Annotated in this window: 15 protein-coding genes; 11 read left to right on the top strand and 4 right to left on the bottom strand. The window is 60.7% G+C overall.

Features of this window, described 5'->3' with window-relative positions; genetic code table 11:
* Positions 1 to 28: 28 nt before the first annotated feature.
* From AC6FTP_RS03300 to AC6FTP_RS03285, 4 genes are all read right to left on the bottom strand, one after another.
* Positions 29 to 598 carry a hypothetical protein gene (locus AC6FTP_RS03300; protein ID WP_497205474.1) on the bottom strand — a complete coding sequence of 190 codons (570 nt, stop codon included), beginning with the start codon at positions 596 to 598 and terminating at the stop codon, positions 29 to 31.
* A gap of 84 nt (positions 599 to 682) precedes the next feature.
* On the bottom strand, positions 683 to 1546 hold the full coding sequence (locus AC6FTP_RS03295; RefSeq protein WP_497205473.1) for a hypothetical protein: 864 nt from the start codon (positions 1544 to 1546) through the stop codon (positions 683 to 685).
* 143 nt (positions 1547 to 1689) lie between these two features.
* Complete coding sequence (locus AC6FTP_RS03290) at positions 1690 to 2364, bottom strand: YceH family protein (RefSeq protein ID WP_497205472.1); 675 nt, start codon at positions 2362 to 2364, stop codon at positions 1690 to 1692.
* A gap of 53 nt (positions 2365 to 2417) precedes the next feature.
* Positions 2418 to 6623 carry a S8 family serine peptidase gene (locus tag AC6FTP_RS03285; protein ID WP_497205471.1) on the bottom strand — a complete coding sequence of 1402 codons (4206 nt, stop codon included), beginning with the start codon at positions 6621 to 6623 and terminating at the stop codon, positions 2418 to 2420.
* Between the two features lie 262 nt (positions 6624 to 6885).
* Between AC6FTP_RS03285 and AC6FTP_RS03280 the strand changes: the two genes are divergently transcribed.
* The 11 genes from AC6FTP_RS03280 (at position 6886) to AC6FTP_RS03230 (ending at position 20398) form a co-directional block, all read left to right on the top strand.
* On the top strand, positions 6886 to 7704 hold the full coding sequence (locus AC6FTP_RS03280; protein WP_497205470.1) for an NAD(P)-dependent oxidoreductase: 819 nt from the start codon (positions 6886 to 6888) through the stop codon (positions 7702 to 7704).
* Positions 7701 to 8927: an MFS transporter gene (locus tag AC6FTP_RS03275; protein WP_497205469.1), complete on the top strand. Its 1227-nt coding sequence runs from the start codon at positions 7701 to 7703 to the stop codon at positions 8925 to 8927. Before AC6FTP_RS03280 ends, AC6FTP_RS03275 begins: the two co-directional genes overlap by 4 nt.
* Positions 8928 to 8987: 60 nt before the next feature.
* Positions 8988 to 10355 (top strand): DUF1501 domain-containing protein, encoded by a 1368-nt coding sequence (locus AC6FTP_RS03270; protein ID WP_497205468.1) that lies wholly within the window; start codon positions 8988 to 8990, stop codon positions 10353 to 10355.
* A gap of 77 nt (positions 10356 to 10432) precedes the next feature.
* A complete protein-coding gene (locus AC6FTP_RS03265; protein WP_497205467.1) occupies positions 10433 to 11110 on the top strand; it encodes a response regulator in 678 nt (225 codons plus the stop codon).
* On the top strand, positions 11107 to 12507 hold the full coding sequence (locus AC6FTP_RS03260) for a sensor histidine kinase (protein WP_497205466.1): 1401 nt from the start codon (positions 11107 to 11109) through the stop codon (positions 12505 to 12507). The genes AC6FTP_RS03265 and AC6FTP_RS03260 overlap by 4 nt, the downstream gene beginning before the upstream one ends.
* A 94-nt stretch (positions 12508 to 12601) precedes the next feature.
* Positions 12602 to 13051, top strand: a complete 450-nt coding sequence (locus AC6FTP_RS03255; RefSeq protein ID WP_497205465.1) for a TIGR03067 domain-containing protein — start codon at positions 12602 to 12604, stop codon at positions 13049 to 13051.
* A 26-nt stretch (positions 13052 to 13077) separates the two neighbouring features.
* Complete coding sequence (locus tag AC6FTP_RS03250) at positions 13078 to 13602, top strand: RNA polymerase sigma factor (protein ID WP_497205464.1); 525 nt, start codon at positions 13078 to 13080, stop codon at positions 13600 to 13602.
* 7 nt (positions 13603 to 13609) lie between these two features.
* On the top strand, positions 13610 to 16348 hold the full coding sequence (locus AC6FTP_RS03245) for a hypothetical protein (protein ID WP_497205463.1): 2739 nt from the start codon (positions 13610 to 13612) through the stop codon (positions 16346 to 16348).
* 39 nt (positions 16349 to 16387) lie between these two features.
* Positions 16388 to 17776: a hypothetical protein gene (locus AC6FTP_RS03240; protein WP_497205462.1), complete on the top strand. Its 1389-nt coding sequence runs from the start codon at positions 16388 to 16390 to the stop codon at positions 17774 to 17776.
* A gap of 41 nt (positions 17777 to 17817) precedes the next feature.
* Positions 17818 to 19017, top strand: coding sequence for an exo-alpha-sialidase (locus tag AC6FTP_RS03235; protein WP_497205461.1), 1200 nt, complete (start codon positions 17818 to 17820; stop codon positions 19015 to 19017).
* 172 nt (positions 19018 to 19189) lie between these two features.
* Positions 19190 to 20398: a M14 family zinc carboxypeptidase gene (locus AC6FTP_RS03230; protein ID WP_497205460.1), complete on the top strand. Its 1209-nt coding sequence runs from the start codon at positions 19190 to 19192 to the stop codon at positions 20396 to 20398.
* The last annotated feature ends 108 nt before the right edge of the window (positions 20399 to 20506 follow it).

The raw sequence follows: 20506 nt of genomic DNA, 5'->3' as shown, positions 1-20506 counted from the left end.
CGATGGCAAACGGGCAGGCTGTGAACAACTAGGGCTGCGGCAGATTCGTGGCTGACTTGCCTTTCCTTTCGGGACGTTTGGTTTTGGGCAAACTCAGTTTTTTGGCCTTCAAGAGGTCATAGGCGCTCGGCAGCTCGAGGTAGTCTGCTTTCTCCCGCAGCAGAGCGGCTTCCTGGGACGACACGGCTCGATTGGCGGCATCTCTCAGCAGCGGGGCACCCGATGCATGGCCGAGGACGACGATGCCATTCAGCGCGGCCACCCGGATCTCTGGATCAGGGTGGGAAAGGTAAGGCTGGATGCGGGGTAGATCGACGGGGTCATACGAAATGGATGCCTCGTGGATGGCCTGAAGAATGACCTGACGATCCGTAGCGGGCGGCAAAGGTGCCGGAGCCATGACGGGCGACGCCACTGGTGGCAGGGAGGCTTTGCCTGCCTGCGGCGGCGCGGATGAGTGAGTGCTGCCAGCCTGGGCTGACGGAGCGGCCGCCACGGGTTGCTTGGGCGGCAGGGGCGTGTCTGGACCGGCGAGCCAATAAGCGCAGAGCAGGATGCTGCCAGCCAGTGCCAGACCGAGAATCGTGAGTTTGTTCATGGCTTAAAACGAAGGGTATCAAAGAAAACACCTCCACCCGTCAGGGGGAGGTGTTCATGAATCAGAGACGCCTCTGACGTGAAATCAAACTTCTGGTGGGAAGAAGATGTTTAAATCAACGACAACGCCTGCGGCAATGCTGATGGATCCTTCAACCAATTCCTGCCCGTTCGGCCCATCCAGAACGCCCAAGATCTTGTCGAGTTTAATGGCCCCCGGAACAAAAACTTCAGTGGTGAATCTTTCTCCATCGAAGGTTTCCGTTTTCGGCACAAACTTGTTGGAACCCGTGAGCAGACCCGTGCAATCGATCGGACCCACATAGGAAGGGACACTGGCGCCGCCGATGCCCTTGAAGGTATCCGAATAGGTATGCACCGTCGTTATGGTCTCATCGCCTGAGGTCGGGTTGATGTTGGTGGTTGTCACGGTCTTGTCCGTGATGGTCGCCACATCAAATCCATCGCCGCCGAAAAGGATGTCTGGGACTTCGACGGTGGTTTTGTCGGTGTGTCTGGCATAAGCCATGGGAAAACCCTCCACGCCATCATAGACCACGATCAGAGACCAGCCAGCGATGTGGGGAGCCTTGCCTTTGGTAGGAAGCAAGTCGTTCTCCACAAGATAACGGATGATATCGGCATTTCCCCACTTGGCGGTGCTGATTTTGGAGCCGTATTCCTGCGTATCGACGATCTTCGTCGGAGTATCGACGGGTGTTGCGATGGTGTAGAAGTTCTCGAAAGTCGGGACGGGCTTGTTGGTTTCTGGGTCGATGACCGTCACCAGTTTTCCCATTTCATTCACTTCCTTCAGTAGAAGCGCCTCTTCCTCATAGGAAATGGTCAGAGCGACGGTTAGTGCCCCGGTAGAACCCCACATGGCTTGGGAGAAGGCAGAACCGCACAATGTCAGTGCGGCAAGAGCAGTGGTGAGTTGTGTTTTCATAGGTAGTTGATGATTAATGTTAATCGGATGAGGCTTGTGATCGGCCAGAGACTGTCCAGCTATATAGATATTACCGGATAATGGGCTGATCGTTACGAACAGATTTAGAATATTTTCATCGGCACCTGCGCCCACAGGCAGTCTCAGTCCTCGACTCCCAGCCTCACTTTGAGACGATTGAGCTGGGCTTTGAGGATCTCGATCTCCATTTCCATGCGCTGCTTCCAGACCTGATCATCCGCAGAAGCTGGCGCAGCGGCAGGAGCGGGCTCGATGACGATCTCGGCGCGTGGGACGTGGCTGCTTTCGGGTTCGCCGGTGAGGAGTTGGGCATACTGGGCGACTCGCCGACCAGGGCCAGCTGGGAGACAGGCGGCCAACGGGCCTTCGCTGTAGGTGATGAGCTTCATGATCTCGGCCTCGATGCTTTCGAGATCGGGGAAGGCATGAAGACGCTCTGTGCGCTGGCGGAGCTCGCCGAGGGTCTGCTCGCCGCGCAGCAGCAAGACGCAGAGCAGCGAGGTGGAGGGGCGCTCCAGACCGGGGAGCTTGGATTTGAGGTTGTGGCGGTATTTGCTGACGCGCGCACCGACGATGCTGATCTCGAAGACCCAGCCGCGAGTTTTCATGGCTTCGACGGCGCGACGAACCTGGTTCTCATCCAGGGTCATGATGGGATCACGATTCGTGGTCTGATTGCAGGCGGCCGTCAGGGCGTTGAGCGTGAGCGGGTAGTAGTCGGGCAGGGTGATCTCTTTTTCCAATAGGCAGCCGAGAATGCGGGCTTCGGTGGTGCTGAGCGGGTCGGTGGCGGACATGCGCGGAATCTGTAATTCCAAAAGGCGAATGACGAAGCCCGAATGACGAAAAATTACTGCTGCGCCTCAGCTCCGATCAGTTTGCCAGAAAGGATGGGGGCGGTGTTGCTCTGGCTGGTGGGCAGGAGGAAATGGCCGACTGCCTGCTCGCGAACGGGGATCAAAAGCGCGCTGAAGGTGCCGGGGCGTTGACGATTCAGCGCGGGGTTCAGCGGGTCGATGTCCATCGCGGTGCCGGTACCGGTGAGGATGCCGGTGGCGAGGTCGAGCGCGAATTGGATCTGGTGTGGGTTGGCGCTGCCAGTGGGGAAAGTGATGAGGTTCCCTGTGCCCAGGCTGAAGCTTTGCGCGAAGGGCGCGGCAAGACCGCCCTCGGTGAAGGTGAGGCTGGCATTGTCCGTGCTTGGGCTGATGCCGAAGAGCATCTCGCCCGTGGTGGGTGCGGAGTAGAGCGCACCGCTGCCGATCAGATCATGGGTGGGGAAACCGGCGGCGTAGCTGCGGGTGGTGGAGATGGGAGACTTCACCCAAGTCAGGGCTCCGCTGGATTCCTGCGTGCCAGAGTCGAGCGCCTGCCAGCCCTGAACCGAGCCAAGGAAATCGTAGAGCATGACGTGCAAAGGGGTGGAGCCATCCGCAGCGATGCCCGCACTGCCTGTGATGACGGTGCCATCGGCGAGACGGCCAGCCCAAGTGGCCAAGCCTGAGTTGCTGACCGTCTGCGTGCCCCAGGTAGCACCCTGCGGGTAGCTGCTGTTGCTGAGAAGCGGTGACGGCAGCTCATACGCAGTGTTCCAGCGGCCAGCATAGGCGGTGGCGGGGACCGTCGCGCTGAAGGCTGCGCGCAGGCCTTCGACGAGTGCGATATCGGCGGGAATGATGGCAGGATCGGTGAGGCTGCCGTCGAGCCGACCTTCGGAAGCCAGGAGATCAAAGCGGAAGGTCAGCGGTCCGTACGGGGCGCGTCGGGTCAGGGAGACCTGCCCGGAAAACGGTGCTCCATCCGTGGCCATGGTGGAGAGGCGGCCAGTGAAGCTGTGCTGATGGATGCCACGAGAGATGGTACCGGAGTAGGCTCCGGTGCTGGTCGTCGTGAGGGTGAACGCCCCTCCATAGCCGCCATTGTAGCGGGTGTTCCGGTCCACGAGTCCGTGGAAGGTGCCGAGCACACCGGTGGGCAGTGGTTTGACCTCCCAAGTGAGACCGACGGGAGTGCCCGCACCGAGCGAGTTGCTCACGGTGATGGTGACCCAGTAGTAGCCGGGAGTGGTGGGAGAGCCGGTGATGGCTCCGGTCTTGCTGTTGTAAGTGACTCCTGGGGGCAGGCCGGTGATGGTCCAGCGTGTGACTTCGCTGTTCGCCGTAAGCTGGCGCAGCACACTTTCGCTCACGATGCTGGGTGTGGTGAGGGCTGCCGCATTGACCTGGGGACGGCGGCGGAGTGAAAGCTGGGCGGGCAGAGTGTTCATAACCCCATACGGTGGCAGTCGCTCCTCCGTCTCCGGGTCAAAGTTCGGATTCAGCATGGTTACACGGCAAAAGTAAGTGTCCTCGTCCAGTGCTGTGGCGGCCTGAATCGTCAGTTTGGGCGTGCGTGTGCCGGTGACGCGCCCGTTGTCCACAAGCGGGTCCGTGCTGGAGCTGCGATACCACTCGTAGGTGAGCCCAGCACCCGAGGCGACAGCACTGAAGATGGCTGTTTTGCCCTCGACCAGGGAGATGGCAGGTACGCTGCGCCGGAGCACAGCGATGGGGATGACTGTGGAGGCGATGTGCCCCCACTGGTTGGAGATCAAATGATCGTAAGTGCCCGCATCCGTCACCTTTTGGCCAACGCCTGGCAGTGTCGCCAAGGTTTGTTTGGGGATGACCTTGCCGTTTTTGCGCCAGACCCGCGTGCCGCCTTCGGAGGAAAGCTCGGAATTCACAGACAGGGTGGCTGGCATGCCTTCGGCCACTAATTGCGGGCCCGACTGGCTGATAATCTCTGCCGCCGGGGCAGCCGCCCCAGTGAGGGAAAGTACGGCAGACTCGAAGGTGCCATCATCTTCAATGTACTTGTCGGTAATCTCGATCGTCCACAAACCCTGGCCGGACTCACCCCAGTGGCGCATGGAACTGAAGCTGAAGTTCGCATAGTCCGCCCCGAAATCCCACTCGCTGGCATTGGCCAGGGTGCTCGTGACTCCCGACGGACTGCGCAAGATGATGATCATGTCTCCACGGTAAGCGTGCGAGATGTCCAGCGTCACCGATACGTTCTCGACTCGCATGGGCTGGATGCCGCGCATGTCGAACTGCGTTTTCAGCGTCCTGCGCTTTGGCTTCTCCGGCGGCGTGATGATGGTGGCGTGCTTGGCTGCCACAACGGTGTCTGGCTTAGGCTGCGTGCCAGTGTAGTTGATGGCGAGATTCGGATCGATCTTTTTGCTCACGCTGATCTGCGGGCCGAGCGGCGTCCAGTTCCGCGCCATGTCCACCGCCGCCTTGGCCTGCACGAGACCTCCGCCATACAGATTGCTATGTTTGATCGGCGGGAGCAGCGGCTGATTGCCCGTGCGCTTCACCCAGGTCGCGGACCTCGGATCGACCTGCAAGGAGGAGCGCAGCAGGATCTCCTTCACATCCCGCCAGCTCAGATTCGGATTCGCCTGAAGCATGAGGGCGCAGACACCGGAAACAACAGGAGCTGAAAACGAGGTTCCCTGGAGGTTGCGGGTGTAGCTGTAATTATTGCCCTCCAGGTCGGGATGCTCTGGATCAGGATTCATCCCCTCAAGGCCCACCATGTCTGTTGAGAGTATGTCAAGAGTGCCACCACCCGAGGGGCCGACGCAGGTGAGATGCGCCCCCGTTTCGCTATAAGTGGCGAGCTTGCCCGTGTTCGTCAGCGCTCCCACGGCGATGGCATGGATGTCATTGGCCAGACCGCCTTTGTTGCCCTGCTCATAGCTCGTCCTGCCATTGCCGGAAGCCCACACCGAGATGACTCCGAGGCCGCCACGGCCCAGCTCTGCGGAGAACTTCATCGCATCCTGGAAAAGCGGTCCGCTTTCTCCAAGTGTCATCGGGCCGGTGACCCATCCCCAGCTGTTGTTCTTCACCTCGATGAATCTCGTGTTGGGAAAGGTCGTCGTGTTACCTAGCTCGTCCGTTACCGTCCTTGTGTCATAGGCACCATAAACCGTGGCATCTGCGATCTGGCTGTCATCCAGTGCCGCAGCCCCGTTGAGGATGCGATGGCTGTGCAGCTTTGCCCGTGGGGCCACGCCACTGCCGCCAAGGCTGTTGTTTCCCACTCCGGCCACGATCCCCGCGACCGCCGTGCCATGACCGTCCACGTCTTCACCAGGAGCACCCACCTCCCGGGCACTGATCTCCAGATGACCAAAGTCCTCTGCATTGCCCACCAGATCCTCGTGAAGCATCTGGATGCCCGTGTCCACAATCGCGACGTGGATGCCATCGCCTTGATACTGGTCCCAGACTTCCGTGACATGCGCATCCATCTTTGCGACACCCTTGCCCTGACCGGAGTTGAGCAAATGCCACTGGTGCTGAAACAGGGGATCATTCGGCAGAGCCATGGCTTCCACCGCCCGTTTTAGCAGCGGTGACACGGACACGACCTTCGCCAGATTGCCCAGCTTGCGGATGCTAGCCAGCGCCTCCAGCGGACTGCCAGTCCTGCTTTGCGTGATTAAATGATCCGGCGAGTAGCTGGGGCGTTCCACCAATTCCAGCCCTGCTGCAGCTAGTGCCGGGACAGCTGTTGCCGCATCTTCCAGAGCCACGAGCATCTTCCCGGTGAGGATGCGGCGGGTGGCCTTGTCCGCCGGACCCTTTTCTGGATAAAGCACCATCGCAGGCCACGGCGTCCCTCGTCCGGCCTCCGCTGCCGTGTAGTCAGCCAAGGCATGGGCGCTCGGCTGGACTGGAATGCGGCGCAGTCCTTCGCTCCCCGAGGTCATGACGTAGATCTCATCCAACGCCAGACGATAGCGCCGCACCGCCCTCGAACTCTCCCGCAGCGTCACCCGACCCGTCTCCAACAGCGACCGCTCGGGTTCGTCATCCGGCACCAGTGACTGGCGTGGCGTCTGATCACGCACCGGCAGACGCATCCCTGGCAGCGCTGGCTCGACGGGCATTGCCTCTTCCTCGTTGGCGGTCTGCTCCGCCGAAACGACGGCGGATAGGTCCTGATAAGTCGTCGCCCATCTCCAGCCAAGGCCGCCAGCCACGATCAAGAACAGCAAGAGAGCCGCCAGAGTGCGTCTGGGTGAGAAAGGAAGGCGGGTTGAATCCATAATTTCCATAAAATCTCCCTCACGAGTCACCCCCTCGCTAGCTTAATTTGTGGAAATTATTAACTTCAGGCGGTGATTTACCCATTTCTCCAGCGATTTATGCCCGGCAGACTTGGGAGCATTCAGGCAAGACCCAAGCAATGCTCGATTTCGGCTCCTCGCGATGCAGTGGACGTTGGAACTCCTTCCCTGGCTGCGTTTAGCTCTGCTCATGATTCCCGCATCACCAACCATCGGCATCATCGGCATGGGCCTCATGGGATCCGCGTTGATGCGGATAACCGGTGCCTCACGCGGCTGGGACATCGATGCGAGCCGCTGCGTGAATGCCTCAACGGTGAATGAAGTCTTCGAGCACTGCGACGTCGTTTTCCTCTGCCTGCCAAACTCCGACATCGTTCGTTCCGTGCTCCAAGCGGCGAGTTTGAAGCCCGGCCTCATCCTCATCGACACCACCACCGGCGATCCTGCCGAAATGGCCGCGCTCGGTGCTGAACTCGCTGACAAAGGCGTGCATTACCTCGACGCGACCATCTCCGGCAGCAGCGCGCAGTTGTTGCAGCGTGACGTGCTCGTCATAGTCGGAGGCGAAGCGGCGGTGTTTGAGCAATGCCATGCTCTCTTCGCCAAATTCGCCCGCGAGACCATCCACGTCGGCCCCTGCGGCAATGGAGCAAAGATGAAACTCGTGACCAACCTTGTGCTCGGCCTCAATCGCGCCGCGCTGGCGGAAGGACTCGCCTTTGCGTGGGACCTCGACCTCAACCCGGTGGAGACGCTCGATGTCCTCCGCCGCAGCATGGCCTATTCCCGTATCATGGACACGAAGGGCGAGAAGATGATCACGCAGGACTTCACACCGCAGGCGAAGCTCTCGCAGCATTTGAAAGACGTGCGCCTCATGCTCTCCACCAGCTCAATTCCTTTGCCGTTGAGCGAAACACACCGCCAACTGCTCGAAAAAGCCGAATCACTCGGTTTCGGCGACGCGGACAACAGCGCCGTCATCAAAGCCCTTTTGGAACCATGAGCGCCTCGCAACGCTACCTCGTCCTCATCACCTGCTTCCTCGCGCTCGTCTTCGACGGCGTCGAACTCGGCCTCATGCCCGTGGCATCGCTCTCCGTTTCAAAGAGCCTGCTCGGGGCTGCATTCACGCCGGAACTCGGTGGCGAGTGGTTTGCGCGCTTCACCGCCGCCCTGATGCTCGGTGCGGCCATCGGCGGCATCATGCTTGGCAGCCTTGGAGATCGCATTGGTCGCACGCGTGCCATGGGCGTGTGCATCCTGTTCTACTCCATCTTCGCCGCGCTCGGCGCGTATGCGCAAACGCAGGAGCAGATGCTCGCGCTGCGCTTTCTCGTCGGCCTCGGTGTCGGCGGTTTGTGGCCGAATGGCATCGCGCTTGTCTCGGAGTGCTGGTCCGGGGCGTCACGCCCGCTCGTCTCCGGTGCGATGATGGCCGGACTCAATGCCGGCATCCTTCTCTTGTCCCAACTCGCCCGCGCATGGCCCATCACGCCGGATTCGTGGCGCTGGCTGTTTCAATTTGCGGGCGCACCGGCGTTGCTCGGCATCTTTGTGCTCATCGCGCTGCCCGAGTCGCCGAAATGGCTCGCCAATCGTGGCGTGACACAAAAAGTCGCCCCGCTGCGCGAACTGTTTCAGCCTTCGCTCATCCGTTTCACGATCATCGGCATCTTTCTCAGCTCCATTCCGATGATCGGCGCGTGGTCGGCCAGCAAGTGGATGATTCCGTGGGCCGACAAAGTCGCCGGAGCCACGAACGTCGGCTACAAAGCCGCCACGCAGGGTTGGTGGGCGCTCGGAGCAACGTTCGGCAGCTTCGCAGGTGCCCAACTCGCGAGCTGGCTCGGACGTCGGCTCAGCTATGGCCTCATCAGCCTCGCCACCGTCATGATCACCTTCGCGATGTTCCAGCTCACCGCGCCTTTGCAGTCGTCGTTTCATCCCATCGTGTTCGCACAAGGTTTCGTGGCCACGCTGTTCTTCGGCTGGCTTGCCTTGTATCTGCCGGAGCTGTTTCCCACGCGTGTTCGAGCCACCGGCAGCGGCCTCGCTTATAATTCGGGCCGCTTTGCCACGGCCTTTGGCGTTCTCGCCGCTGGTTTTCTCTTCACCGCGCTTGGTGGCGATTATCCGCGCGTCGGGACGATCTGCGCCTCCATCTACGCCCTCGGTCTCATCGTCATCTGGTGGGCACCCGTCACAAAGGAGGAGGACCTGTCATAGCAGCCGAAAGAAAGCAGGCGTGAGTTCCATACTTGTTCGGCGTCCATCGCCGCACCTGCCATGCTCAAGATTCTCGCTCCCGCCGAAAAACGCAGCGCCTTCTGTGATGGCGTCTCGCGTCGAAACTTCATCAAAGTCGGCGGCCTCGGCTCCATCGGCTTGTCTTTGCCCAAGCTGCTGGCACTGGAAAATCAGGCGGGCATCCGCAACTCGCACAAATCCGTCATCCTGATCTATCTCGTCGGTGGTCCGCCTCATCAGGACATGTTTGACCTGAAGCCAGATGCACCGCGCGAGATCGCCGGACCGCACAAGCCCATCGGCACAAATGTGGACGGCATCCAAATCTGCGAACTCTTCCCACAGATGGCGAAGATGATGGACAAGTTTACCATCATTCGCTCGCTCGTCGGTGCCCAGGCTGGTCATGATGCGATCCAGTGCTACACCGGCTTCCCCAATCGCACCGGCACCGTTCCGCCCGGCGGCTGGCCTCAGTTCGGCAGTGTGGTTGGCAAATTGAAGGGCGCCTTTGATCCCGCCGTGCCTCCGTTCGTCAGCATGTGCTACGATTGTACGCACGGTCCTTACAATGAGCCCGGCCCCGGCCTGCTCGGCTCTGCCAGCGCAGCGTTCCGTCACACAGGTCCGAGCCGTGGCGATCTCACGCTGCAAGGCATCACCTATGATCGCCTCTCCGATCGTGCGAAGCTGCTCACAAGCTTCGATAACTTCCGCCGCGATATCGATTCGAGCGGAAAGATGGAGGCAATGGACACCTTCACGCAGCAGGCCATGGGCGTGCTCACTTCCTCGAAGCTGGCGGACGCGCTCGATCTTTCCAAAGAAGACCCGCGCCTCGTCGAGCGCTACGGCACCGGCGACATCGTGAAGCGTATCGACGAAAACGGTGCCCCACGCGTGCCGCAGAGCTTCCTCACCGCGCGTCGGCTCGTCGAGGCCGGTGCGCGTGTCGTCACGGTGAACTACAGCAAGTGGGACTGGCACGGCGGAGCTGGTAACGACATTTTCTCCCGCGAGCGCGAGGACTTTCCCATCTTTGACAAAGGCATCACCGCGCTCGTCGAGGATCTGCATCAGCGCGGTCTCGACAAAGATGTCACGGTGCTCGTGTGGGGCGAATTCGGCCGCACGCCGGTCATCAGCAAGCAAGTCGGCCGCGATCACTGGCCCCGCGTCGCCATGGCGCTGCTCGCTGGTGGTGGCATGCCGATGGGGCAGGTCATCGGCTCCACGGATCGCCTCGGTGGCGAGGCTGACAGCCGCCCCGTCACGTTCGCGGAGGTCTTTGCCACGCTGTATCGCAATCTCGGCATCGACGTGGCCACCACCACCGTCACCGACACCAAAGGCCGCCAGCATTACCTCGTCGAAAACGGTGCCTTGCCGATCCGCGAGCTGATTTGATAAGGGGAGAGATCTCAAATTCGAGTGGCTGCATTCGCCTCCTTGCCGGATCAGACTCATGCCCCTAGATTCATTTTATGCGCCTGCTGATCGTCGAGGATGAACCCAAGGTGGCCCGCTTCATTGAGCGCGGGCTGCGGGAGGAGCATTTTGCAGTGGATGCGGCCTTTGATGGCGAAGAGGGGCTCGATCTGGCGCTGGTGCATGCTTATGACCTCGTCATCCTTGATGTGATGCTGCCGAAAAAAGATGGCTTTGAGGTGCTGGAGGCGCTGCGGGCGTCCAAACGGCCCTGCAAGGTGCTGATGCTCACGGCGCGGGATGCGGTGAAGGATCGCGTGCGCGGCCTGAATGGCGGCGCTGATGATTATCTCGTGAAACCCTTCGCGTTTGAGGAGCTGCTGGCCCGCGTGCGGGTGCTGCTGCGTCGTTCGGGCGGTGCGGAGGCGACGACGCTGAGCTTTGCCGATCTCGTTTTGGATGTGAAGGCACGCAAGGTAACGCGAGCAGGCCAGCCAGTGGCGCTCAGCGCTCGCGAGTTTGCCGTGCTGGAGCATCTGATGCGGCATCAGGGCGAGGTGATCTCCCGCACGCGGCTCTCGGAGCAGGTGTGGGATCAGCATTTCGACTCGATGACAAATGTGATCGACGTGACGCTCTACCATCTGCGTGAAAAGGTGGATCGCGGCTTTGCCACGCCGCTGATTCACACCGTGCGCGGCGTGGGGTATGTTTTGAAAAATTCCGCCTCATGAAATCCTTCCGCGCTAGACTCGTCCTGAGCTTCACCCTGCTGACGGCGGTGGTGACGGCCCTCGTGGCGGCGTGGGTTTTTCAGTCAAGTGCCGAGGCGCTACGCGATGACACGGATCGCCTGCTGCGTGACCGAGCCTATGTGCTCTCCAAATCGGTGACGCCGATGGCGATGCGCCTCGCACCATGGATGGAGGCGTTTCTGGAGACGGACAAAATTGGCCTGCGGGTGCAGGTCGTTGATCCAAATGGAACCGTGCTCACCCAGTCGGCGAATCTGAAGGAAACTCTGCCGCTCTCGGATTCCGCACGCGATGCGGCCACGACGAACATGTCGTCCTTCACGGAGACCTTGAAGATGAAGGATGGCACGCTGGTGCGCCTTGCCTCGGTGCCGGTGACGACGTTTCGCGACAGTCAAAGCGCGGTGATCGGCTTTGCGCAGGTGGCCTTACCGGAGACGGCCCGCGATGAGCGGCTTCATGCTGTCCTGACGCGACTCCTCGGCGCGGTCATGGCGGCGACTTTTGTGGCGTGGCTGCTGGCCCATGTGCTGGCGAAAGCCTGGCTGCGTTCCGTGGATGCGGCGGCGGAATCAGCGCACCGCATCGGTTCGGGCGAGACATTACGGGAGCGGTTGTTCGTGCCGTCGGATGAAGATGAAGTGGCTCGGCTGGCACGAGCCTTCAATGAGCTGCTCGACAAGCTCGAATCCGCTCACGGCACGCAGCAGCGCTTCCTTGCCGATGCCTCGCATGAGCTGCGCACGCCGCTGACCGTGCTGCGTGGCGAGATCGAGGTCGCGCTGCGTCGCGAGCGGCCTGCGGAGGAATATCGCGAGGTGCTGGAGAGCAGCCGCGAGGAGATCGAGCGGCTCACGAAGCTCACGGAGAATCTTCTTTCACTTGCGAGATCGGACGCGGGTGAATCCATCGCCACTCGTGAGGCGGTAGATGTTTCCGCCCTGTGCGGACGTGTGCGCGATGCCTTGGCAGCTCAGGCCGAGGCAAAACGCATCGCATTGAGTGTCGATGCTGCCGAGCCGATCTGCGTCAATGGCGATGCCGTCGCTTTAGAGCGTGTGTGCCTGAACCTGACCGAAAACGCCATCCGCTACACGCCTGCGGGTGAAAGCGTGATGCTGCGAGTGATCGCGGAAGGTAACGAGGCCGTGCTGACCGTCACCGACACCGGTCCTGGCATCGGTGCCGAGCATCTACCGCATCTGTTCGAGCGCTTCTATCGCGTGGACAAAGCCCGTGCCCGCGAGCACGGCGGCGCTGGCCTTGGTCTCGCCATCGTCGAGGCGTTGGTGAAAGCACACGGAGGCACGGTGGCCGTTGCGAGCGTCGTGGGACATGGCACGACCTTCACCGTGCAGCTCCCATTGATGAGCTAGAGGACCGCTTTGCTTCGCACGACGGCGAAGATGAAAACCTTTTCATCTGCCTTTCATCTTCGTTTCATGCTCCGGGAGCGAGTCTCGGAGCGTGATGAAAACAAACCTTCTCCCCGCCGGGCTGCGACTTCTGTGCGCAGCGCTCTTTTCTGCTCTCAGTCTCGCTCACGCGGATGACGCCGCATGGCGAAAGCAATTGCTCGGAACCTGGGAAGGTGCCGTCGTGAGTGATGAAGAAACAGGCGCACGCCGCGCCACGATCCGTGAGCTGACGATCACGATGGATAAGATCAGCGCCACCGATGGCGATGGCCGCAGTCTCGGGGAAGGCAGCTACAAACTCGCCGAGGAGGGCGGCCTTCTGACAATTGATGCCACGGGTGTGAATGGACCCGCGATGAACCAGACAATGCTCGGCATCTGGAAGCTGGAGGGCAACACCCTCCGCTGGTGCAGCGCGAATGGCGGCAAGCCGAGGCCCACCGAGTTCAAAACCCGCTCGTCCGGCCCCTACCTCATGATCCTGACCCGCAAGAAGGACTGAGAGCGAACATCAAAACCACCACCGCCATGTTCGACGATCCTATCATCGCGATTCAGAGCTGGCTCAGCCGTCATGATCAAAACGCGGCGGCCTGGCTGGTGAATGAGCATCGCCCGCAGGTGCTCCGCGCGGCACGCTCCTGGGGAGCACCGCACTGGATGGAGGAGGATGTGGTGCAGGAGGTGTTTTTGCGTGTGTTTCGTTCTTTGCCTCGTTTTGAGCCGAGTATGCCGTTTGCGCATTGGTTGTCAGTCATTGCGCGAAACACCTGCGCAAAGCTTCGTCGGCACTGGTGTCATCGTCACAAGCTCAGCGCAGGCTTTGAAGACGGTGCTCAGGAGTTGCTCGACGAAACTCCAAGCACGCAAACAGCCCCGGATGCCCAGCTCATTCGGAAGGAGCAGAAGACTCACCTGACGCAAGCCCTGAGCCAGCTCTCTGAGCGCGATCGCCACCTGCTCGAAGGCATCTCGAGCGCTCAAACACCCGCGCATCGCGTCGCGCTGCATCGCGCCCGCACACGTCTGCGCACCCATTTAAACCAATCCTGATCCCACCATGAAAACCATCGCATTCACCCTCCTCGCGCTCGCAGCGCTCACGCACGCGGACACCGTCATCAACGTGGGCAACACCGTGCTGCGCCCCGGCGTGCAGCGTTTCGGCATTGGCCTCGCGCAGCACAACTACTACGACTCGAACCAGATGATGAAGGAGCTGCTCTTTCGCAATCCGGGGTTCGAGGGGCTGCTTTATCAATCCGTCGTGCGCCTCGGCCAGGGTGGCACAGCGAGCAGCGCCATCGAGGACCAGGCCTTCACGCAATGGCCCAGCGGCTTCTGGGCGGGGGCGTCGTATGAGATCATCTGGTCGTCTGGCAACACCAAGGGTCGCAGCGGCACCATCACGAACTCGCTCGCGCCGAATCGGGCCAATCCGCCGAATGATCCCAGCGGCAGCGCCCAGGGCACGACGTATCTTTTTGCCGACAACGATGCCGTGCGCATTCCGCTCGATGGCGACTACATGGTGCTGCGCAAAACCGAGGTGGGCGGCAGCGGCGGTGGCGCGGCCTTTGCGAGCTGGTCCGTGAGCGCTGGCGGCGGCGGCACAGTGACGAGCGAGACCACCGATCTACCTCCCGGCACCGCAGGCCAGCAATGTGCTCGACTCGATGCCGCAGCGAGTGGCCAACAAGCTGGCGTGACAGGCGCTTTTGATACGCTGACTGGTTTCATTCGGCTCAATGGCCAGTTCCGACTCGCCTTCAAAGCGAAGGGCGTCGGCGGTGCGAATCGTGCCTTCGTCACCGTGCGTCGCGGCTCGCTCACGCCTTACCTCAGCCAGACCGTGCAGCTCACGAGCGAGTGGGCGGACTACTCGCTGCCGTTTTCCGTAAGCGAGGCCATCAACACGTCCGGCACCATCAGCGTGGGCCTTTCCGCCACGAATCAAAGTGCCATCCTCATCGACGATGTGAGTCTGCGGCAGACCGATAGCAGCGCCACAAATCCCACCGAGTTTCGCGACGATGTGGTGAGCACGCTCGAAGGCCTGCGCCCCGGCATCCTGCGCTATGTGAACTGGCAACAGGTGGGTGACTCGCTCGCGAACGCACTCTCGCCGCTGTTTGGCCGCAAGCGCACCGGTTACTCGGTCTATGCGACGAGTGAAAACAACATGATGCCAGGCCTGCATGAGTATCTCGTGCTGTGCGAGCATCTCGGCGCGAATCCATGGTATTCGATGCCTGCGCCGTTTTCGCCGCAAGAGGCCGCAACCCTCATGGAATACCTCGGCGGCCCCACATCGACGCCGATGGGAGCCCTGCGTGACGCACGCGGCCATCCCGCGCCATGGACCAGCGTTTTCAGCCGCATCCATCTCGAGTTCGGCAATGAGAACTGGAACAACAGCGCCTATCGCGGTGCCGCCATCACGCAGCCTGTGCCCTGCGGCCAGCGTGCCAGCGAGGTCTTCAGCGCCATCAAAGCCTCGCCGCATTACAACGCCGCGCAGGTCCAGTGCATCCTCGGCGGCCAAAACGGCAACGCCGGGCTGAACTCCGCGCTGCACAATGCCTCCTCGCAGCACGATGTCTTCACGCTCGCCCCTTACATGGCCTATCGCGTGGACAACTTCGCCACGAACGAAGATCTCTTCGGCCCGCTCTTTGCCGAGCCGGAGTGGTGGAGCTTCAACCCATCTCCGACGAGCGGCTTGATGCGCTACGCCTTTGACCAACTGCAATCCTCCAGCCGTCCTGTGCCGCTCAACGTCTATGAGGTGAACCTCCACACCACCACCGGCAGCATCAGCCAGAGCGCCCTCGATAGCTTCACGCCCTCCGTCGGTTCCGCCATCGCGGTGGCCGATCACATGCTCACCATGCTGAAGGAGCTGAACTGCCGCGAGCAGGTCTTTTTCTCCCTCGCCGGTCACAGCTACTCGATCGGCGATGGCCGCACCGCACGACTCTGGGGCTCTGTTCTCGACATGGGCAAAACGAACCGCAAGCGCCCGCACTACCACGCCATGCAGATGCTCAACGACGTGCTCGCTGGCGATCTCGTCGCCACCCAGCACAGCGGCGACAACCCCACATGGAGCATCAACAACATGAACCGCGTCACCTTCACCAACGCGCATCACTTGCAGAGCTTCGCCTTTCAAAACGGCACCCAGCGCGGCCTCGTCGTCTTCAATCTCCATCGCACCAGCGCGCTCGACGTGCGCTTCACCGGCCCGAACGCCCCCGCAGGCACACTGACGCTGCGCCGCCTCACTTCCACCAACATCACCGACAACAACGAGACCGCCGACATCGTCGCGCCGACATCGCAGACGCTCACCAGCTTTGATCCCGCCCAGCCGCTCTCCTTGCCGCCTTACTCGATGACCTTGCTGCAATGGACACCGCCAGCCCGCCAAGCCTGGCGCTACCAGCACTTCGGCACCGTCGCAGGCACCGGCAGCGCCGCCGACGATGCCGACCCCGATGGCGACGGCCTCGCCAATCTCCTCGAATACGCTGTGGGATCGCACCCCGCCCAAAGCTCGTCATCACCCTGGACCACGAGTCACAGCGGCGGCTACCTGAGCCTCAACATCAACAAAAACGCACTCGCATCAGGCGTGACATGGAGCGCTGAATCGAGCAACGACCTCCTCACCTGGCACCCCGAGCAAACCGTCACCCTCATCGACAACGGCAGCACCTTCAGCGCCCGCGACAGTGTGCCGATGAATTCCTCAACAAGGCGTTTCATCCGGCTTCGTGTCACAACCTCTCCGTGATTCGCGAAGGTTGTTGTCTAAGTTCCGTATCAAAGGGGCATGAAGCACCTATTCACCCTTTTGGCATTCTTTGCCGCCACTGTCCAAGCCGCTGAATTCCGCGCCGGTGCCGCCACCAGCAATATCACGCCGGAACTCGGCAGCTCAATCAACGGTGGCTTTCAGGATGGAAAAGCCACGGTCATTCACGATGAACTCAATGCCCGCTGCCTCGCGCTCGATGATGGCAAAACAAAGCTCGTGTTCGTCGTCGCGGACAGTTGTGTCATTGGTCGCGGCATCTTTGATGAGGCCAAGAAGATGGTGAACGAGGCCACTGGGCTGCCGATGGAGAACATGATGATGTCTGCCACGCACTCGCATTCGTGTGGGACGCTGCAAGCCGTCGGTCAGAGCGAGCCGAACCCGATTTATCAGCGCTTCGTGGCCCGGCGTATCGCCGATGGTGTGAGGCGTGCCTTGAACAACCTCGCACCGGCGATAATCGGCCACGGCAGCGCCTCGGTGCCGCAGCAGGTCTTCAATCGTCGATGGAAGATGAAACCCGGCAGCATTCTCCCGACACCGCTGGGCGTCACGACGGATCAGGTGAAGACCAATCCCGGCATCAACAACCCGAACCTCGTTGAACCCGCCGGTCCCACTGATCCCGAAGTCTGTTTCATCAGTGTTCAAAGCGCCGACGGCAAGCCGCTCGCGTTGCTCGCGAATTACTCGCTGCACTACGTCGGCGGCGTCGGCCCCGGGCACATCTCGGCGGACTACTTCGGCGCGTTCGCGGTGAAGATCGGCCAGTTGCTCGGCGCTGGGCCGGAGTTCGTCGGCATCATGTCGAACGGCACCAGTGGCGACATCAACAACATCGACTTTCGAGGTAGTCAGGCCAAAGAAGCGCCGTATGGCCGCATCCAGATCGTCGCCAACGATGTCGCGCAAGCCGTCGCCGCAGCGGTGAAGACCGTGAAGCATGCTGACACGGTACCGCTCGCAGTCGCACAGAAGGAATTCGAGCTTGGTTTGCGCATTCCAACCAAGGACGAAGTCGAAAAGGCCCGCGAGGTCATGAAGACCTCCATGCTCTTACCTCGCATGGAAACGATGGAGCAGGTCTATGCACGTGAAACCGTGCTGCTGGCCGACTTCCCCAAAGAAGTCTCCGCACCGCTTCAGATCATGAAAATAGGCGATCTTCATGTCTCGGCCATTCCCGCCGAAGTCTTCGTCGAGATCGGTCTGGAGCTCAAAAAACGTCATGCACCGACTTTCAGTGTTTCGCTGGCGAACGCCTATCACGGCTATCTGCCAACGCCGGAGCATCACGCGCTTGGCGGTTACGAAACCTGGCGTGCCCGCTCCAGTTGCCTCGAAGTCGATGCCTCCACAAAGATCATCGCGGGATTAGAGGAGTTGTTTGCGAAGCTCAAGTAAACCGGATTCCAACTCAACGAAGAACCCACGAGACAAGTCACATGCGATCCGCTAGCCGACTCCACTTCCTGAGCATCCTATTGATTGCTGCGGCACTTCACTCGCACGCTGCCGAGCCAGTCGAATTCACCGTGAAGCTCGAAACGGTGATGAAACATGATGACGGCAAGTTCCTCTGGTTCCATCCACGCGCCACCGCCATGCCCGGCGGTGTGATGATGACGATCCAGAAGCATCTCAAAGTCTCCGACTACTACTCCGGTCTGCATTTCATGACGCGCGAGGGCGTGGACGGAGCATGGACCGGGCCGCTGCTGACACCGGAGCTGGATTGGCTGAAACAGCCTGATGGTGTGACGCTCAGCGTGGCTGATGTGACGCCCGGCTGGCACGAGAAGACCGGCAAACTCATCGCCATCGGCGCGCGTGTCCGCTACAGCCCGGCGGGCAAGCAGCTCGACGATGTGAAGCGCGCGCACCAGACGGTGTATGCGGTGTACGATCCCAAGACTTCGAAATGGACGCCGTGGCGGATTCTGGAGCTGCCAGCGGGTGAGGAGTTCAACTTCGCCCGCAACGCCTGCGCACAATGGCTCGTGAAGCCCGACGGCACCTTGCTCGTGCCGCTTTACATCGGCAAAAGCACGAAGGATCGCTTCAGCACCACCGTGGCCGAGTGCCGCTTCGACGGCGACAAGCTCGCGTTTGTCAAAAACGGCAGCGTGCTGCGGCTGGATGTCGCCCGCGGACTTTATGAACCTTCGCTGACCGTGTTTGGAGGTCGCTACTACCTCACCCTGCGCAATGACGTTCGTGGTTACGTCAGTGTGAGCGACGATGGCCTTCAGTTTGCCGAGCCGAAGCCCTGGACTTTCGACGACGGTGCCGAACTCGGCAGCTACAACACTCAGCAGCACTGGCTGACGCACAGCGACGGCTTGTTTCTCGTTTACACCCGACGTGGTGCAAACAACGACCACATCGTCCGCCATCGCGCGCCGCTCTTCATGGCACGGTTGAACACGGACAAGCTGCACATCATCCGCAGCAGTGAAAAGATCGTGGTGCCTGAGCGCGGCGCGGAGATGGGCAACTTCGGTGCCAGCGCCATCAACGCGAATGAGTCCTGGGTCACTGTCTCCGAAGGCATGTTCATGAAGGACTCCGCCAAACGCGGGGCCGAGGGCGCGACCTTTGTGGCACGCATTCTTTGGTCAAAGCCCAACCAATCCTTACCATGAAACCACACGCACTGTGCATCCTCCATCGCCATGAGCTTGCTCGCGCAGAAGCTTCCGCCAGCCTTTGAGCGGACCAAGCAGGTCTATAAAAGCTCGGTGCGGGTGATTGCATTCGTGTCATCAAAGCCGCGCGCGAGTATAAGCCGTTTGTAAAGTAACTCTCTCCATCACCATGACTCGCTTCGTCTCAATCCTTCTCGCATCGCTGCTCGCTTCTGCATCCGCCGCCGATGCACCGCCCACGCCGCTCGATTTCATCGACACCAGCTTCGAGAATGCCTCGCCGCTGTGGTATGAGTTCGCGGAGGACGGCACGGTGTTGGTCTATCTGCTCTACGACCAAGAGCGCCTCTCGCCGAATCGCGCGGCGGGGCATTTTCACTTCCGCATTCAGGCTGCAAAGGGTCAAAAAATCACGCTGGAGCTGAAAAACATGGCCAACGTTTGGAACAGCAAGGCCGGCTCAGTGGCGAAGGAGATCAAACAGGTTGTCGTCTCGCAAGATGGCAATAACTGGACGCCTGTGCTGACAGAATCGCCCGAGGAAGGCCGTGTGCGCGTCACTTTGGAGATGCCTGGCACCTCGCTCTTCGTCGCGCGGGCTGAACCGTATCGCGTGTCGGATTTGAACCGCTTCCTCGCCGAGATCAAAACAAGTCCGCTGGTGAAAATCGAAACCATCGGCAAAACGGTACAGGGTCGCGACCTCGAGATCATCCGTGTGGGTAAAGACAACGTGCCAAATCAAGTCTTCATCCGCGCCCGTGCACATCCGTGGGAGCCGGTGGGCAACTGGGTAGTCGAGGGCCTTGTGCGCCGCCTGCTGAAGGGCGACGAGGACGCGCAGAAGTGTCTAGCGCTCTACAATGTGTGCATTTTGCCGATGGCTAACAAGGATGGTGTCGAGCGTGGCGGCACACGTTTCAACCTCGGTGGCTGGGATCTGAACCGGAAGTGGGACAAGCCCGCCGATCCGAAACTCGCACCCGAAAACGCCGCGCTGGAGAATTGGCTCGCTGGCGAGATCAAAGAGGGGCGTCGACCGGCCTTTGCCATGGATCTACACAACGACGGCAACGGCATGCTTCACATCAGTCGGCCGGACATTCCCGACATTGATGCATATCTGGCCCGCATGTCCCGCTTTGAGCAAAGCCTGCGTAACCATACTTGGTTCACCGTCGGCTCCACGAAGCCTTCGTTTCACAATCCAGGCACACTTGGCGAGGGCTGGTGCAAGCGCTTTGGCATCGACGCGGTCATCCTCGAGTTCAACTGCAACTACATCGAAGGGCTCAAGCAGCCCGCGATGGGCAGGCACTGGATCACCTTCGGCGAAGGGCTAGCGAAGACATTTGAGGCGTATTTCGCGGCAAAGTAGCCATCTCTCTCTCCGCACGATGAGCATGAGGCGTTCGACAGGCGAGAGCGTTGGCAGTGAATCCAGTGCTGAGTGCCTCTCGCGGAGTGAGAGGCCAACTTTGCGTCG

Origin of the sequence: Prosthecobacter sp. (assembly GCF_044378005.1) — a bacterium.
In the GTDB taxonomy this organism is placed as follows: domain Bacteria; phylum Verrucomicrobiota; class Verrucomicrobiia; order Verrucomicrobiales; family Verrucomicrobiaceae; genus Prosthecobacter.
Note: the sequence above shows the minus strand (reverse complement) of the source record. Positions and strands in the feature narration are given on the sequence as shown.

What these genes read in the sequence shown, in the direction of transcription:
- AC6FTP_RS03280 (WP_497205470.1), top strand. Translation starts at nt 6,886, where the DNA reads ATGATTCCCGCATCACCAACCATCGGCATCATCGGCATGGGCCTCATG.
- AC6FTP_RS03270 (WP_497205468.1), top strand. Translation starts at nt 8,988, where the DNA reads ATGCTCAAGATTCTCGCTCCCGCCGAAAAACGCAGCGCCTTCTGTGAT.
- AC6FTP_RS03245 (WP_497205463.1), top strand. Translation starts at nt 13,610, where the DNA reads ATGAAAACCATCGCATTCACCCTCCTCGCGCTCGCAGCGCTCACGCAC.
- AC6FTP_RS03295 (WP_497205473.1), bottom strand. Translation starts at nt 1,546, where the DNA reads ATGAAAACACAACTCACCACTGCTCTTGCCGCACTGACATTGTGCGGT.
- AC6FTP_RS03250 (WP_497205464.1), top strand. Translation starts at nt 13,078, where the DNA reads ATGTTCGACGATCCTATCATCGCGATTCAGAGCTGGCTCAGCCGTCAT.
- AC6FTP_RS03300 (WP_497205474.1), bottom strand. Translation starts at nt 598, where the DNA reads ATGAACAAACTCACGATTCTCGGTCTGGCACTGGCTGGCAGCATCCTG.
- AC6FTP_RS03240 (WP_497205462.1), top strand. Translation starts at nt 16,388, where the DNA reads ATGAAGCACCTATTCACCCTTTTGGCATTCTTTGCCGCCACTGTCCAA.
- AC6FTP_RS03235 (WP_497205461.1), top strand. Translation starts at nt 17,818, where the DNA reads ATGCGATCCGCTAGCCGACTCCACTTCCTGAGCATCCTATTGATTGCT.
- AC6FTP_RS03260 (WP_497205466.1), top strand. Translation starts at nt 11,107, where the DNA reads ATGAAATCCTTCCGCGCTAGACTCGTCCTGAGCTTCACCCTGCTGACG.
- AC6FTP_RS03265 (WP_497205467.1), top strand. Translation starts at nt 10,433, where the DNA reads ATGCGCCTGCTGATCGTCGAGGATGAACCCAAGGTGGCCCGCTTCATT.
- AC6FTP_RS03255 (WP_497205465.1), top strand. Translation starts at nt 12,602, where the DNA reads ATGAAAACAAACCTTCTCCCCGCCGGGCTGCGACTTCTGTGCGCAGCG.
- AC6FTP_RS03290 (WP_497205472.1), bottom strand. Translation starts at nt 2,364, where the DNA reads ATGTCCGCCACCGACCCGCTCAGCACCACCGAAGCCCGCATTCTCGGC.
- AC6FTP_RS03275 (WP_497205469.1), top strand. Translation starts at nt 7,701, where the DNA reads ATGAGCGCCTCGCAACGCTACCTCGTCCTCATCACCTGCTTCCTCGCG.
- AC6FTP_RS03230 (WP_497205460.1), top strand. Translation starts at nt 19,190, where the DNA reads ATGACTCGCTTCGTCTCAATCCTTCTCGCATCGCTGCTCGCTTCTGCA.